This is a genomic window from Tissierella sp. MB52-C2, from assembly GCF_030931715.1.
In the GTDB taxonomy this organism is placed as follows: Bacteria; Bacillota; Clostridia; order Tissierellales; family Tissierellaceae; genus Tissierella.
Map to the genome: position 1 here is coordinate 3665083 of NZ_CP133261.1, position 15572 is coordinate 3680654.

15 protein-coding genes are annotated in these 15572 nt (G+C 30.0%); 10 read left to right on the top strand and 5 right to left on the bottom strand.

Features of this window, described 5'->3' with window-relative positions; all coding sequences use genetic code 11:
• Positions 1-480 precede the first annotated feature (480 nt).
• From RBU61_RS18355 to RBU61_RS18395, 9 genes are all read left to right on the top strand, one after another.
• Positions 481-1506 carry a lipoate--protein ligase gene (locus RBU61_RS18355; protein ID WP_308877122.1) on the top strand — a complete coding sequence of 342 codons (1026 nt, stop codon included), beginning with the start codon at positions 481-483 and terminating at the stop codon, positions 1504-1506.
• Positions 1497-2339 carry a lipoyl synthase gene (gene lipA, locus RBU61_RS18360; RefSeq protein WP_308877123.1) on the top strand — a complete coding sequence of 281 codons (843 nt, stop codon included), beginning with the start codon at positions 1497-1499 and terminating at the stop codon, positions 2337-2339. The genes RBU61_RS18355 and lipA overlap by 10 nt, the downstream gene beginning before the upstream one ends.
• 108 nt (positions 2340-2447) lie before the next feature.
• Positions 2448-3254, top strand: a complete 807-nt coding sequence (locus RBU61_RS18365; protein WP_308877124.1) for an ATP-grasp domain-containing protein — start codon at positions 2448-2450, stop codon at positions 3252-3254.
• Positions 3255-3357: 103 nt separating this feature from the next.
• A complete protein-coding gene (locus RBU61_RS18370; protein ID WP_308877126.1) occupies positions 3358-4278 on the top strand; it encodes a diguanylate cyclase in 921 nt (306 codons plus the stop codon).
• Between the two features lie 218 nt (positions 4279-4496).
• The gene (locus tag RBU61_RS18375) at positions 4497-6464 is read left to right on the top strand and encodes a transporter substrate-binding domain-containing protein (protein ID WP_308877127.1); all 1968 of its coding nucleotides are present in this window, start codon (positions 4497-4499) and stop codon (positions 6462-6464) included.
• A 16-nt stretch (positions 6465-6480) separates the two neighbouring features.
• Entirely contained in the window at positions 6481-7842 is a 1362-nt protein-coding gene (locus RBU61_RS18380; protein WP_308877128.1) for a sigma-54 dependent transcriptional regulator, read from the top strand.
• Positions 7843-8028: 186 nt separating this feature from the next.
• The gene (locus tag RBU61_RS18385; RefSeq protein WP_308877129.1) at positions 8029-9069 is read left to right on the top strand and encodes a TRAP transporter substrate-binding protein; all 1041 of its coding nucleotides are present in this window, start codon (positions 8029-8031) and stop codon (positions 9067-9069) included.
• Positions 9070-9100: 31 nt separating this feature from the next.
• Positions 9101-9577 (top strand): TRAP transporter small permease, encoded by a 477-nt coding sequence (locus RBU61_RS18390; protein ID WP_308877130.1) that lies wholly within the window; start codon positions 9101-9103, stop codon positions 9575-9577.
• A complete protein-coding gene (locus RBU61_RS18395; protein ID WP_308877131.1) occupies positions 9574-10848 on the top strand; it encodes a TRAP transporter large permease in 1275 nt (424 codons plus the stop codon). The genes RBU61_RS18390 and RBU61_RS18395 overlap by 4 nt, the downstream gene beginning before the upstream one ends.
• A gap of 43 nt (positions 10849-10891) precedes the next feature.
• On the opposite strand, the gene RBU61_RS18400 is transcribed toward RBU61_RS18395, so the two are convergent.
• The 5 genes from RBU61_RS18400 to RBU61_RS18420 form a co-directional block, all read right to left on the bottom strand.
• Complete coding sequence (locus RBU61_RS18400; RefSeq protein WP_308877132.1) at positions 10892-11557, bottom strand: DUF6320 domain-containing protein; 666 nt, start codon at positions 11555-11557, stop codon at positions 10892-10894.
• A 14-nt stretch (positions 11558-11571) separates the two neighbouring features.
• The gene (locus RBU61_RS18405) at positions 11572-12837 is read right to left on the bottom strand and encodes a hypothetical protein (RefSeq protein WP_308877133.1); all 1266 of its coding nucleotides are present in this window, start codon (positions 12835-12837) and stop codon (positions 11572-11574) included.
• A gap of 21 nt (positions 12838-12858) precedes the next feature.
• Positions 12859-13770: an alpha/beta hydrolase gene (locus RBU61_RS18410; protein ID WP_308877134.1), complete on the bottom strand. Its 912-nt coding sequence runs from the start codon at positions 13768-13770 to the stop codon at positions 12859-12861.
• Between the two features lie 130 nt (positions 13771-13900).
• On the bottom strand, positions 13901-14287 hold the full coding sequence (locus RBU61_RS18415; protein WP_308877135.1) for a DUF302 domain-containing protein: 387 nt from the start codon (positions 14285-14287) through the stop codon (positions 13901-13903).
• Positions 14288-14401: 114 nt separating this feature from the next.
• On the bottom strand, positions 14402-14665 hold the full coding sequence (locus RBU61_RS18420) for a YciI family protein (protein ID WP_216559419.1): 264 nt from the start codon (positions 14663-14665) through the stop codon (positions 14402-14404).
• A 175-nt stretch (positions 14666-14840) separates the two neighbouring features.
• On the opposite strand from RBU61_RS18420, the gene RBU61_RS18425 reads away from it, so the two are divergent.
• The gene (locus tag RBU61_RS18425; protein WP_308877136.1) at positions 14841-15395 is read left to right on the top strand and encodes a DJ-1 family glyoxalase III; all 555 of its coding nucleotides are present in this window, start codon (positions 14841-14843) and stop codon (positions 15393-15395) included.
• The last annotated feature ends 177 nt before the right edge of the window (positions 15396-15572 follow it).

The window sequence follows — 15572 nt, forward strand, 5'->3', positions numbered from 1 at the left end:
TAAAATACGAAAAAACTATTACTAGTTTAACTAAGTTATTTCAACCTATTGTATTTCTATTTTTAGTTTTTTCCTATACACATCATTTTAACCTTGATTTGTTCGATAAAACAGTTATATTTATCGTATTTCCTATACTTTTTTTAGCTGAATCATTTTTGTTTTTTAAAGGTAAAAAAGATAAGAATTTAAAAGAAAAAGTAATATATATAATAATTTTAATTTCTTTTTTATTAACAGAATTACTATATATACTTAAATATTAAATTGATATATAGAATATAGCTGAGGCTATTAGATTTAACTAAGGGGAGCTTGGATGATTTTATTATAGAAAATTAAATAATGCTACTATATACTGGAGGACCTCTTATATGGAGGTTCTTTTCATGATTGCTAACTTAATATCACAATATTGAAAGTAATGTAAATGTTGTATATAATTATACTAGAATAGTTCATATGAATAGGAGGTCTCCGATGATTTACGTAATAAATAACAGCAATGACCCATTCTTTAACCATGCTGCAGAAGAATATCTAATGAATAATTTTGATGAAGAGGTCTTTATGTTATGGATAAATAAGCCATCTATACTCATTGGTAAAAATCAAAATACCATATCTGAAATAAACTTAGACTACGTGAAAGAAAATGATATTACAGTAGTTAGAAGGTTATCGGGTGGTGGAACTGTTTACAATGATTTAGGTAATATGAATTTTACTTTTATTACTTATAGAAGTTCTTCAGACACTAAGGTTAAAAATGGATTTGAAAAATTTGCATTACCAGTAATAAATGCATTGAAGTCTTTAGGAGCAAATGCAGAATTTACAGGAAGAAACGACATAGTAATAGATGGAAAAAAGTTTTCTGGAAATGCACAATATTTTCAGAAAGACAAATTGCTTCATCATGGAACACTATTATATGATTGCGATATGTCGAAATTATCCTTAGCACTTAAAAGTAAACCCATAAAATTTGTGGACAAGTCAGTTAAATCAGTGGGAGCTAGGGTAACTAATATTGTAGACCATGTAAAAGAGGAAATGAGTTTACTAGAATTTAGAGAGTACTTAAAAAACTATGTAATAAATACCCATGGTATAGAAACCATATATGAATTTAATGAAAAAGACTTAGAGGAAATCAATAAAATAGTTAAGGATAGGTTTGAAACTTGGGAATGGAATTATGGAAAGAGTCCTAATTATAAATATACAAATTCTCGAAAGTATCCAAGTGGAGTAGTGGAATATCACTTAGAAGTAGAAAGTGGTCAAATAGAGAAAATTTCCATATATGGAGATTTTTTTGGAGAAAAGAATATTACAGAATTGGAAGAAAAGCTAATTGGAAAAAAACACAATATAAATGATTTAGAACTTGTATTAAATACAATAAATATAAATGACTATATCCATGGACTATCAGCAAAGGAGTTTATTGAAGGATTGTTGGATATAGAATTAGACATGGAGGTAACTAAATGCGATTAAGAAAACCAGAATGGATTAGAGTGAAAATGCAGGGGGGAGATGTATCTAAGAAGGTAGACTCTTTATTGTCTGATCTTTCTTTAAATACAGTATGTGATGAGGCAAATTGTCCTAATAGAATGGAATGTTTTGCAAGAGGAACAGCTACTTTTATGATACTAGGTAGAAATTGTACTAGAAATTGTACCTTCTGCAATGTAACCAGGGAAATGCCAGATAAGGTAAATTTGAAAGAACCAGAAAGTGTAGCTAAAGCTGTAGAGAAGCTTAATTTAAAGCATGCTGTTATTACATCTGTAACTAGAGATGATTTACCTGATCAAGGAGCTAATCAGTTTGCAAATGTTGTAAAAGAAATAAGAGAGAGAACACCAAAGGTGACTATTGAGTTACTTATACCAGATATGCAGGGTGAAAAAGAGTTAATAGACATTATTATAGATTCAGAGCCAAATATATTAAATCATAATGTGGAAACAGTGCCAGAATTGTATGATGAAGTTAGACCAATGGCAATATTTGAGAGATCATTGGAATTACTTGATTATGTAAAGAAAAGAAAACCTAATATGAGAACTAAATCTGGCATGATGCTAGGCTTAGGTGAAACTAAGGAACAGGTAATAGATACATTTAAGAAACTCCGAGAAGTAGATTGTGATATGTTGACATTAGGGCAATATCTCCAGCCTACTACATCACATATAGAAGTAGTAGAATATATTACACCAGAACAATTTGAGGAGTATAAAGAAATTGCTTTATCTATGGGTTTTGAGAGGGTAGCATCATCACCTCTTACTAGAAGTTCTTACTATGCAGAAGACTTTTAATATATCTTAAAAAGTTTCTGTTAAAAACATCTTTTTCCATTAAAAAATATATTGCCAAAAATCCTTTTTAAGAGTAAAATATTTTTGTCACAAATTAGAAGGGATGGTATGATGAGAATAGTTACATTTAATCCTTTTAGGACATTGGGTATGCCTAATGTTACCTATATTAAACCAGAAAATATGTTGATGGAAATAGACAAAATTAAAGAAGCAGATTATATCCTATTTCCTGAATATTGGCAGATAAATACTTTAGTATATGGTTTAAAGAAAAAGATATTTCCAAACATCAGTACTTATCAATTGGGACATAATAAAATTGAGACTACTAGAGTATTACAAGCTATATTTCCTAAAAATATACCCTATACTCAAATAATTAGCAGAGATCGTGTAAATATAGAGACTATAGAGGAAGAATTTAGTTATCCATTAGTAGCTAAGGAAATAAAAAGTTCCATGGGGAGAGGGGTTTTCTTAGTAGAAAATAGACGAGAATTGAAATCTTATATAGAAACTAATGAATCCCTATATATCCAAGAAAAGCTTCCCATAGACAGGGATCTTAGAATAGTATATGTGGGAAACAAAGTGATAGGTGCTTATTGGAGAATTGCAGGAGAAGGGCAATTTCATAACAATATAGCAAAAGGTGGATCCTATGATTATGACAATATACCGAGAGAAGCCATTGAACTAGTAGAAAAGGTAGCAGAAGAATTAAATATAAATCATGCAGGATTTGATGTTGCAGTAGTAGATGATGGATTATATATATTGGAATATAATGTAATGTTTGGTAATGAAGGTCTAAGGAATATAGGTATTCCGGTAGAAAAATATATCTATGAATATATTACTTCAGACCCTGATTTTACACCTATTAATCCAACATTCCCAAGAGCTTCTTAATAAACAAGAAGCTCTTTTTACATTATTTGGAACAAACCTAATATCTTTACAATAGGTATAAAATAAGATAGAATCTAAGCTATCTAATGTAAAGGTGATAAATATGGAAAACAAATATAAAGAAAAAATATACTTTGATAGTGAACAAGAGAGAAAGATACTGTCTACAGCAATAGAACAATCTTCAGTTGTTATACTTATTACAGATATAGAAGGTAATATTATATATGTAAATTCAGCCTTTGAAAAAATTACAGGTTATTCTAGGGAAGATGCCATGGGGAAAACCCCAAGGATTTTAAAATCGGGACTTACTTCTCCAGAGATATATGAAAAGATGTGGTTTACCATATCCAATGGTGGTACTTGGAATGGTGAGCAAATAAACAAAAGAAAAGATGGCAGCTTATATTATGAGGATTCTAGAATTACTCCAATATACAATAAAGAAGGAAAACTTACTTACTATTTAGCAGTAAAGCATGATATAACAGAAAGAAAGTTACTAGAGACTAAGTTAAAAGAAATTGCCATAAGGGATCCATTGACTAATACATATAATAGGTGGTATTTGATGGAGAGATTTCACCAGATTATAGATAATTATAAGAGAGTTAAAAATCCTTTTTCTCTAGTTATATTGGATATTGATTTCTTTAAAGAAATCAATGATTCCTATGGACATCAGGCAGGAGATTATATACTAACTAATTTTGCAAATATTGTAAATCAAAATATAAGGTCCTATGATATATTTGGTAGATATGGGGGGGAAGAATTTATTCTATTATTGCCAGATACAGATAAGGAAAATGCATATATACTAGTTAAGAGAATACTAAATATAATTCGAAATAAGCCCTTTATCTATGAAGATATAAGTATAAAGCTTACATTTAGTTCTGGTATTATAGAATCTAGTGAAATAAGCTTAGACAAGATAAGTATGGATGAGTTAATAAAAATAGCAGATAGTAGGCTATATGAAGCTAAACAGACTGGAAGAAATAAAATAGTAATATAAAGAAAGATACTTATAGTATTAATACTATAAGTATCTTTCTTTATAGGGAATAGGAAAGTTCTCTTTTTTTATAAATGAAAAGTCATATATGAAACTCAATTTGCCACTATATAATGATAGTGTTTTACTGGAGTAAGGTAATCGTTTTTGATATAATTAATGTATAATTGTTATGGTTTTGATATTTATAAATTAATTATATAAAGGTGGTCATTCTAGTGCAGAGTAGGTTAGATCCTGTTATTTTATTACTAGCCATATTATTAGTTATTAGTTCAAAATCATTATGTATTAATGATGATGAAATCATAATAATTGGTGGTGAAAAGAATTATCCACCATTTGAATATTTAGATGAAGACGGTGAGTATAGAGGTTTTAACGTAGACTTGATGAAGGCTTTATCATTAGAGGTAGGTGTAGAAATAAAATTAGTTCCTATGGATTGGGTAGACGCCCATGTTGCTTTACAGAATGGGAGTATCGATGCAATACAAGGAATGAATTACAATGATGCTAGACTGGCCATGTATGACTTTTCTAATGAGTACTTAAAGAATTCATTAGTCTGTTTTGTCAGAAAAGATGAAACTAAAATATTGGGAGTAGATAGTTTAATAGGGCGTAGAGTCGCTGTTCAAAGAAGCGATTTTGCTGCATATGCATTGGCAGATAAAGGAGAAATAGAAGTTGTATTTTTTTCAGATTTAGATATTGCCTTTGAAAAGCTTATTAAAGGTGAAGTTGATGCTGTAGTAGGAAATAAACTTACAGGATTATACATAATTCAAAAGAATAGAAGTGTTGATTTAATAAAGACTGTAGGAAATGATATTAGCTTTACATCATATGGTATGGCCTTTAAGAAAGGAAATAATCAATTGATGAATGAGTTTAATCAAGCTTTGGAAAGTTTAAAGAAGAAAGGTACATATTATAATATATATGAAAAGTGGTTTGGTAAGGAAATTAAACCAGCTTGGAAGGGTCTTTTGAATTTACTCTATATCCTATTATTTATTATTATCATAGTCATTTTAATAAATCTATTTTTTATTAGGATTAATAGTATTTTAAAGAAAGAAGTGGAATTAAGAACTATTAATTTAAATGAAGCGAATGAGGAATTAAATAAAAAGCAGCAGATTATAAAAGAAAGTAATCGATATAAAGAGCAGATATTAAATGGTATTGGAAATGGACTTATAACCTTCGATAAAGAGGGAATTATTACAACTTTAAACAAAAGCTGTGAAAATTTGTTGAATATTAACAGTGAAGAATTTATTGGTATGAGGTATGATGAAGTTGATTTGGAAAGATATATTCATATTAATCACTTGAAAGAATGTCTGAGATATGAAAAACAATTTAATATTGAAGAAAAAAGGTATTATCAAGGTAATAAGGAAAATATATTATCATATATTTTAAGACCATTATTTGATTTAAATAATGAAAATATTGGAGCTGTGGTTACATTCAATGACATAACTGAAATAAGTATATTGAGAAGAAAACTTGCGGAAAACGACAAAATGAATTCACTAGGAACCCTGATATCTGGAATATCTCACGAAATCAGGAATCCTCTTACATCCATTAAGGCTTATATCGATCTTTTACCTAAAAAATACGATAATATAGAATTCAGAAAAAAGATAACAACTGAGATTCCTACTGAAATAGAAAGATTAAATGAACTATTAACAGATTTAATAGATTATTCAAGGCCTAAAAAATTCAAGAAAGAAAACTTCGATTTAATACATTTAGTAAATCAAACTATTGATATTTTCATATCTGAGATGGAAAGCCAAGGAATTGATATTAATTATTTAATTGAAGATGAGGTGATATTATATGGAGACAAGCAACAAATTAAACAAATAATAGTAAATATCCTAAAGAATAGCATGGAGGCAGTTAATTTCAATGGTAAAATTGTAATCGATGTAGAGGACACAGAGGAACAAGCTATTTTGAGTATATTAGATAATGGTCAAGGGATTATGGAGGAGGATTTAAATAATATACTTAATCCTTTCTTTACAACTAAGGATAATGGAACTGGTTTAGGATTAGCATTATGCTATCAATATGCTAAAGATAACAATACAAATATTAAGATTAACAGTAAATATGGAGAGTGGACAAAGATAGATCTGGTATTCACTAAATCATAATAATAGGAGAATTAATATGGAAAAAATATTGATTGTTGATGATGAAAAAAATATTTGTGATTCTTTAAAGTTTGCACTTGAAGACGATTACGAAGTATTTACTACTCAAGACACTAGTCGAGTTATGGAAATATTATATGATGAAAATATAGATGTGGTACTATTGGATTTAAAAATAGGAAAGATAGATGGAATTACAGTTTTAAAGGATATAAAGAGTAGGCTAAAGGATGTTCAAGTTATTGTAGTGACAGCATATGGGAGTATTGAATCTTCAATTAATGCAATGAAAGAAGGAGCATTTCATTATATTACTAAACCCATTGATATGGAAGAACTATACTTATATATCCAAAAATCTATAGAATATAAAAAATTAAATTATTCCTTAACAAATCTTAGAAGTATATTGAAGGAAAGATATAGCTTTAAAGAAATCATAGGGAAATCTCATAATTTAAGATTATTTCTTAATAGAGTTGAAAAAGTAATAGATATAGATTCCACAGTTTTGATAACTGGTGAAAGTGGAACGGGAAAAGATTTAATTGCTAAGGCATTACATTTTCAGGGAAATAGAAAAGATGAAAATTTTATAGTAGTAAACTGTGCAGCTATTCCTGAAAATCTTCTAGAAAGTGAATTGTTTGGATATGAAAAGGGAACATTCACTGGAGCCCACAAGAAAAAAATAGGAAAAATTCAGTTAGCTGACAAGGGGACATTATTTTTAGATGAAATAGCAGAAATGGATATTCAGCTTCAAGCTAAGATATTGAGAATTGTTGAAGATATGGAAATTACCCCCTTAGGAAGTAATAAGCCAATTAAAATCGATGTAAGAATAGTAGCTGCCACTAATAAATCTTTGGAGGAAGAAGTAAAAGCAGGAAGGTTTAGAGAGGATTTATTTTATAGACTTAATGTTATTAATCTAGAAGTACCACCATTGAGAGAGCGTAAAGGTGATATGCCTATTTTACTTAATTATTTTTTAAACAAGTATAATAATAAATTAAATAAAAATGTTTTGGGGTTTAGTAAGGATGTTATAGATATATTGGAAAAGTACAAATTTCCTGGAAATGTTAGAGAATTAGAAAATTTAGTGGAGATGTTAATAGCACTGGCAGATAATGATATTATCTATAAAGAAAATTTGCCGAAAAAATATTGTTTTAATGATGATAATGATAGTGATCATAATCACGATTACATAAAAATTACCATAGGAACTGATTTAAAAGAAGTTGAAAAAGCTGTAATACTAAAAACTCTGGATTATTTTCATGGAAATAGGCGTATGACAGCAGACATTCTTCGGATAAGTGAAAGAAATCTTCAATATAAAATAAAAGAATATAATAGTATAAAATAAGATACTTCTGCAATTATTGCATCTAAATGCAATAATTGCAGAAGTATTTTAAATTCCATATTTAATGAATGGGATTATTAGGCTATATTCTTAATATGCAATATGGCATAAATGTTGCAATTATATATTATAGATTGACTGGGATGTCGTAAAGTCAAGTAGACCAAAATTAGGAGGATGATAAAAATGTTCAAGTCTAGAAATTTGGTAATGCTTTTAGTTATGGTGTTATTACTCAGCTTAATTGTTATTGGTTGTAGAGGTAGGGGAGATTTAAATACAGTAAGTAAAGAAGATTTAGGAGAAATAATCGAAATTGGATATGGACATGGGTTTATGCCTGAAACACCTCATCATAAGGCAGCTATTAAGTTTAAAGAGGAAGTAGAAGCGGCTACAAATGGCAGAGTTAAAGTCAACCTATTTCCATCAGGTCAACTAGGAAGTGCAAGGGAGATGTTTGAAGGATTACAAATGGGAACTCAAGAAATTGCTTTAGTTCCAACAGCAAGAATAAGTGGGTTTGCACCTGAACTACAATTATTTGATTTGCCTTTTCTATTTCCGAACAGAGAAGCAGGATATAAAGTTATGGATGGAGAAGTTGGTACAGAATTACTTGAAGGGTTAAAGAGTCAGAAAATTAAAGGTGTGGCTTTTTATGAAGATGGATATAAGCATTTTACAGCTAATAAGCCAATATCCAAATTGGAAGATTTTAAAGGTCTTAAATTTAGAACAATGGAAAGTCCTATTGTAATCAATCAATTTAAAGCTTTAGGGTCTAACCCAACTCCTATTGATTTCGGAGAGCTATATAGTTCACTACAGCTAGGTGTGGTTGACGGACAAGAGAATCCACTTGTTACCATAGTAAGTTCTAAATTCTATGAAGTACAAACTAATCTAACTCTTAGTGAACATGCATATTTAGGTCATGTACTTATATTTAGTGATAGTTGGTATAGTAATCTGCCTCAAGATATACAAGAAATACTTTATGAAAAAGGTAGAGAAATAGCTAACTGGCAAAGGCAAGCAGTTCAAGAAGAAGAAATAAAGTATTTAGAGACAATCAAGAATGCAGGTGTCAATATAGTGGAGTTATCTCAAGCGGAGAGAGACAAAATGAGAGAGATTACTTTATCTGTTCATCAAGAATATGTTAAATTGTTTGGAAATGAGATATTAGATAAGGCATACGCAGAAATTGAAAAATATAAATAGAAAATTAATAGCCATAGGTAGGGGGAAAAATATGAAAAAATTTAATAATATCCTATCAAAGATAGAACAATACTTTATTGGAATATTGCTGCTAATTATAGCATTTATGCTTTTTATCAATGTATTACTTAGGTTTTTAGGATCTTCCCTAGTGTGGTCAGAGGAAGTAGCACGTTATTCTATAGTATGGGTCACATTCATTGGCTCTAGTGTTTGTATCTATAAAGGTGCACATATTGGAGTTGATGCTATAATGAATATTTTAAGTGATAGGGGTAAGAAAATTTTAACCATTATAACAATTTTAATATCTATTGTATTCACTATAATATTTACCTATCTATCATTTATCATTATAAAAAATGTACTTATAACGAATCAAGAGAGTTCAACTATAAAGATTCCGATGGTTTATGTATATGGTGCTATGCCTGTAGGTGGAATACTTATGTTATTGAGATATACTCAAGAATTTGTTTTGAAATTAAAGGATGGTGAGAATAAATGACTATAGCACTATTTGCAATTCTTTTTGTTTTCTTATTTAGTGGAGCACCAGTATATATTGCAATGTCTTTTGCAAGTGTTTTATCATTGTACTTTTTCACATCTATACCTATGGAAGTCGTAGCCCAAAGAATGTTTTCTGGTATTGATAAATTCTCATTAATGGCTGTGCCATTTTTTATTCTTGCAGCTAATGTAATGAAGGGTGGAGGAATATCAAAGAGGATTCTTAACTTGGCAAGTAAATTAGTGGGACATCTGAAAGGTGGGCTTGCTATTGCAGTTGTAATATCTTGTATGTTCTTTGGAGCTGTTTCTGGGTCTAGTCCAGCTACTGTTGTTGCTATTGGAGGACTTATGTTACCTGAATTACTTAAGGCTGGTTATGGTGAAAAGTTTTCTCTTGGGTTGATTACATCCAGTCCAGCGGTTGCAGTAATTATACCACCAAGTATAGGTATGATTGTCTATGGAACAGTTACTGGTGTATCTGTTGGAGATTTATTTATAGGTGGAATTGGTCCTGGAATTGTATGGGGACTAGTAGTAATTTTATATTGTTATTTTATTGCAAAGAAAAACAATGTACCTACACAGGAGAGAGCATCTTTGAAGGAAGTACTAATAGCCCTTAAAGACGCTGCGTGGGCCTTAGGAGTTCCATTTATCATTATAGGGGGAATATATGGTGGAATCTTTACACCAACAGAATCTGCAGTTGTCGCTTCGGTATATGCTATTTTTGTCGCTTTATTTATCTATAAACAATTAGATTTTAAAGGGCTGATAAATGAATCTGTTGATGCAGCAGTAGGTACAGCTCAAGTTATGATATTGTTAGCCTCTGCTTCGATATTTTCATGGATATTAACTAGACAGCAGATTCCTCAAGCACTGGCAGAAGGTCTAATAACAATAACTAATTCTAAGATTACAATATTATTAATGATGAATATAATACTTTTAATTGCTGGAATGTTCATAGACCCAGCCTCTTCAACTACAATATTAGCACCACTATTTTTACCTTTGGCAATAAACTATGGTATAGATCCCATACATTTAGGTATAATTATGGTTGTTAATGGGGCGATAGGTATGTTTACGCCGCCGTTTGGATTAAATATGTTTGTGGCAACTGGAATTTCTAAGGAGCCTATTAGCAAGATTATTTCAGGTATAATACCCTTTGTAATCTTGGCATTACTTATTATGGCAATAGTGACTTATGTGCCTCAAGTGACCATGTTTCTTGTTGGTGCTATGAAATAAAAACAAGATAAAAGCTTCTACAAATTTTTGTAGAAGCTTTTATCTATATATGCATTCTTTTATTTAATTCCATTTTAATATCTTTTCCTCTAAATATAAATATGGCAGACAAAGATATAATACTTAATGTTACGCAAATAACAGTTGGATAGATTACCTTTATCCAGCCAAATAGAAGAAATAAAATCGGAATAATCCCAAATAGTCCATCGATTAAGGCATAGGTAATATATTCTCTTATGCTGAGTTTCATAATTTGTGCTGTTATATACATAGTTATTATTGCAGCAATAGAAGTAATAGGTATTAAATAATCTAAAGACCAACCTATCCATCCAATTTTCCAGTCCCAAAAGACTCCCAGTAAAGATATAATACAAACTTGGCGAACAATTTTTTTAGATATATGATACCTTCTTTGAACAAGGGCAATTACTCCAAGCCATATACTAACTAAAGCAAATAATAAGAGTAATGGCCAGTTTATATTTGATGGAAATATAATATTAATAGAAAAACTAATCGCTACGGCTGCCACTGAGATAAATAGCAAAATCCTAATGGCTAAATGTCTCTCATAATATGGTGGAATTCTTGGGAAAATATCTTCATGGCGATTATTAGAAATACCTGATAGCATATTTCCGCATAATGGGCACTCTTCTTGATTTTCTCGTATCTTAACTTCACAATGTGTACAGTAGTTCATATGTTTCCTTCTTTCTAAAGATTTGATGTAATTTCAATTTCCACTCCTTTTTGAGAAAGAAACTGAAAAAATCTCCTTTGTATATCTGTTTCTTCAAAGGGGGAAGTAAAGCTTATGACCAATCTATCTTCATAAGTACATAGAGTAATTAAAGGTCTTCTAGCACTTACACAAATACTAAATTGATTTATATAATCATTAAATTCCTTTGGCATAATAATCTTACCTATATTAGAAATAGAAGAGGTTATCTTTCTATCGTCTAATTTATTTGCAATATAGATAGCATAATCTTTAATAGTTAGTGGAACTATTCTTGTAAAGATACTTTTTTCTAAGGACATAAAATGATTTAATTTCCTATCTAATTCTTCTTTAGTTAAATTTTCCTTAAAGCTATTACTTACACTTTGAATTATTTCATTTAAATCTAAGTTGTCACTATGAGTAGAATGACTAATGTTCATAGTGCTAAAAAAGTTTCTTGCCGTTGTTGATCCAAAGTAAGGTCTTAAGTTAATTGGAACAGATAGTATTATGGGCTTATTCTTTTTATTAAGAGGCATTTCTTTATAAATAGAATAAATAAGCAAAGATGTTAAAAATATCGTTAAAGTAGTATTATATTCATGGGATATGTCTAAAACCGACTTTACTGACATGGCTCCCTCAATTAATTTCATTCTATTTTCTTTAATTCTACTTCCCTTAATTTGATATGCAGAAGATTGCTTACTCTTTCGCTGTAAAAAATTATCTTTTTTATTGTAGTTTTTCCTAAAGCTATCATCTGATTTCTCGCTTATGGAGGCCTTATAATTTAGTCTAGGAATATTGTTTCCAAATATTTCTCCATATTTGATAGTCATATAATGATATATAAGGGTTTCCATAAACCAAATAACACCTGCACCATCAGTAAGGGAGTGAAATACTTCTAAATTAATTCTTTTATTATAATAAAAGACGCGAAATAAAAGATTTTTTTCATTCCTTATGTAAATAGGAGCACATAGAGGTTTATTTTCCGATTCAACTGTAGGATTTATATAAGTGGACTCAAAGTAGTACCAGAAAAATCCTCTTCTTAATATAGAGTTGTAAAAGGGAAAGCTTTCCATAGTTAGATTAAGTGATTGTTGTAAAACCTCTGGATCTACATCTTCATATAATTCACAGGAAAACCTAAATACCTTTGTATCCTTATTATTTGCAACTGCTGGAAAAAACTTAGAAGCATTATCAAGTCTAGTCCATTTTTCTTCTTTATGTTGTTTCATATTAGTCCTCATTTCAATGTTTTAATCTTTTAAAAATGAATTTATAATTTCGTAGCATTTATCTATACTATCAGAACTTAAAGGATTAGAAAAAAATCCATGTATCGTATTTTCTATTCTACATATTTTAGCATTATTACCAAACTCCTCTAGCTTCATGCCATAGGCTTCTCCTTCATCACGAAGAGGATCGAATTCTGCTGTGATGATTAAAGTCTCTGGCTGATTAGAAAGATCTTTAGATAGTATGGGAGCCACATAAGGATTTAATCTATCTTCTATATTTTGAACATATAGATCCATATAATCCTGTATACGTCTTGAAGTCATAATATAATTTTCTCCATTTTCTCTTACTGAAACATAAGGTGAACTTTCACTATGGTCATAATTTGTAGCAGGATAAATTAAAATCTGCTTAGTAGGTAGAAACTCTCCCCTGTCCCGGGCCATAAGAGAAACTACTGCTGCTAAGTTTCCTCCAGCACTATCTCCTATCAATACTATATCTTCTTTTCTACAATTTAATACTTCAGGTCTATTAAAGATTTCTCGAGTAACATAATAACAATCTTCTAATCCAGCCGGAAAAGGATTTTCAGGAGCTAAACGATAATCTACTGAAATAACTATATGATTAGTTTTATTAGCCATATTAGCGGATACATTGGTGTAGGAATCAATATTTCCAGTAACCCATCCGCCTCCATGAAAGAAAATCAAAACCTTAGGAAGAGGATTAGCTTCAGGTATAAAAACACGAACTGGAATTTCTCTATTTTCTATCATAATCCTATCATCTAATGTTTTATAAATTGGCTCCGATGGAGGATTGAGTATATTTAGTATTTTACGATATTGTTTATAATATTTCTTTAAACTTATATGGGGAATAGATAAAATTTTTAAAGCTAATCTTTTAAAATTATTCATAAAGTTAGTTTCTCCTTATCTAGTACAGATAACTATACCTATTTATTATATATTATAATACCCATAGTAGGTCAATATCTTTCTTTTATAAAACAAAAAGGTGATCTTTTTGATCACCCTCTATAAAAAATTATATAGCATTGTCTATAGCTTCTATTAATATTTCTTCTACTTCACTGGCCACATCTCCGAGATCATCATAGCCTGCCATGCCCATTAATATTTCTGGCCTTGCAGTTCCTATTCTTACAGTTCCATCCTTTTCGTATACTACCATTTTACATGGCAGGAAATAACCCATTTCGATATGCTTGGTAAGCACTTCATTAGCTTTTTGGGGATTGCAAACTTCCAAAACCATAAAATTATTGGGGAAATCAATCCCATGTTCAATCATTTTATCCTTAAAGTTTAACTGCCACAGTACACCAAATTTTTTATCCTTAAGACTTTCTGTTATATTTTTTACAGCTTCATCAAAGGACTTATCTGTAATCTTTTCATATATTAATTCCACTTTAATACACTCTCCTCTATATATAATTCTAAAAATCATATACCCGTATAGGGTATATGATAAACATTAATTATTATAGAGTTATTCTGTCTAATATATAGAATAATATTTATACTATTCTATATTGCTACGCCATTCCTTTAATATCAAGGTACGGGACTTTTGCAATACAGCTGGGTCATTTTCGGCCATTTCTTTAGCCTCTTCATAGGAATTAGCCTTATAGATTACAAGACCACCACTATGATCTGTAAAAGGTCCCTTAGCAAATATCTTGCCTTCGTCGATAAATTTTTGAAGATAAGCTTTATGTATGTCTAGTATTTCACTATCCTTTTTTGCATCGATTGTTTCTAATATAGCAGCATATAAAATCATTTTTCTCACTCCTTATAAATTTATACTAGTAAATTTGAATCTCTTATTAAGTATTATACATATAATTTCTTTTCTTGATATGTATAATTTCTCCAAAAGATTAACTACAATTGGATTAATATAGCGTGAAATCTTGGGTATAGATATATATATAGATAAAAATAGGAGGGGTTATATGAAGAAGGTTATTTTATTTTTAGCAGAGGGGTTTGAAGAAGTAGAGGCTTTAACTGTAGTAGATTATCTTAGAAGAAAAGATATATCTGTGGATACAGTATCTATTACAGGAGAAGAAAAGGTAAAGGGAGCACACGATATTATAGTTCTTGCAGATAAAACTATAGATGAGATTACAGATATAGGTTCATATGATGCTGTAATCATTCCAGGAGGATTGCCAGGGGCTACAAACCTTAGGGATAATGATAAAGTAATTGATATAGTAAAGAAGACAGACAAATATGGTGGATTAGTGGCTGCAATATGTGCAGGGCCTATAGTTCTTGAAAGAGCTGGAGTTATAAATGGCAAAAATGTAACCTCATATCCAGGCTTTGAAGATGAGTTAAAAAGTGGAATATATATTAAAGAAAATGTTCTTAGGGACTGTAATATTATAACAGCAAGAGGGCCAGCACTAGCAGTAGACTTCGCAATAGAGATAATACAATATTTATTAGGAGAAGAAAAAGCAAAAGAATTAAAAGATGATATACTATATAAAGCTTAAATTAAAATTATAGGAGGATTATAATGTGGTGGTGGATAGTTATTATACTAGGGTATATTCCAGTGATTTATAAACTAAACAGGAGAATATCTGTATTAGAAGATGAAGTGGCAAATCTCAAAAATAAAAATAGTTGGTAACAATGATTACCGACTATTTTTCAATTATGGGGGTTAC

Coding starts and splice junctions, on each gene's coding strand:
- RBU61_RS18355 (WP_308877122.1), top strand. CDS start 481: ATGATTTACGTAATAAATAACAGCAATGACCCATTCTTTAACCATGCT.
- lipA (WP_308877123.1), top strand. CDS start 1,497: ATGCGATTAAGAAAACCAGAATGGATTAGAGTGAAAATGCAGGGGGGA.
- RBU61_RS18365 (WP_308877124.1), top strand. CDS start 2,448: ATGATGAGAATAGTTACATTTAATCCTTTTAGGACATTGGGTATGCCT.
- RBU61_RS18370 (WP_308877126.1), top strand. CDS start 3,358: ATGGAAAACAAATATAAAGAAAAAATATACTTTGATAGTGAACAAGAG.
- RBU61_RS18380 (WP_308877128.1), top strand. CDS start 6,481: ATGGAAAAAATATTGATTGTTGATGATGAAAAAAATATTTGTGATTCT.
- RBU61_RS18385 (WP_308877129.1), top strand. CDS start 8,029: ATGTTCAAGTCTAGAAATTTGGTAATGCTTTTAGTTATGGTGTTATTA.
- RBU61_RS18390 (WP_308877130.1), top strand. CDS start 9,101: ATGAAAAAATTTAATAATATCCTATCAAAGATAGAACAATACTTTATT.
- RBU61_RS18395 (WP_308877131.1), top strand. CDS start 9,574: ATGACTATAGCACTATTTGCAATTCTTTTTGTTTTCTTATTTAGTGGA.
- RBU61_RS18400 (WP_308877132.1), bottom strand. CDS start 11,557: ATGAACTACTGTACACATTGTGAAGTTAAGATACGAGAAAATCAAGAA.
- RBU61_RS18405 (WP_308877133.1), bottom strand. CDS start 12,837: ATGAAACAACATAAAGAAGAAAAATGGACTAGACTTGATAATGCTTCT.
- RBU61_RS18410 (WP_308877134.1), bottom strand. CDS start 13,770: ATGAATAATTTTAAAAGATTAGCTTTAAAAATTTTATCTATTCCCCAT.
- RBU61_RS18420 (WP_216559419.1), bottom strand. CDS start 14,665: ATGATTTTATATGCTGCTATATTAGAAACAATCGATGCAAAAAAGGAT.
- RBU61_RS18425 (WP_308877136.1), top strand. CDS start 14,841: ATGAAGAAGGTTATTTTATTTTTAGCAGAGGGGTTTGAAGAAGTAGAG.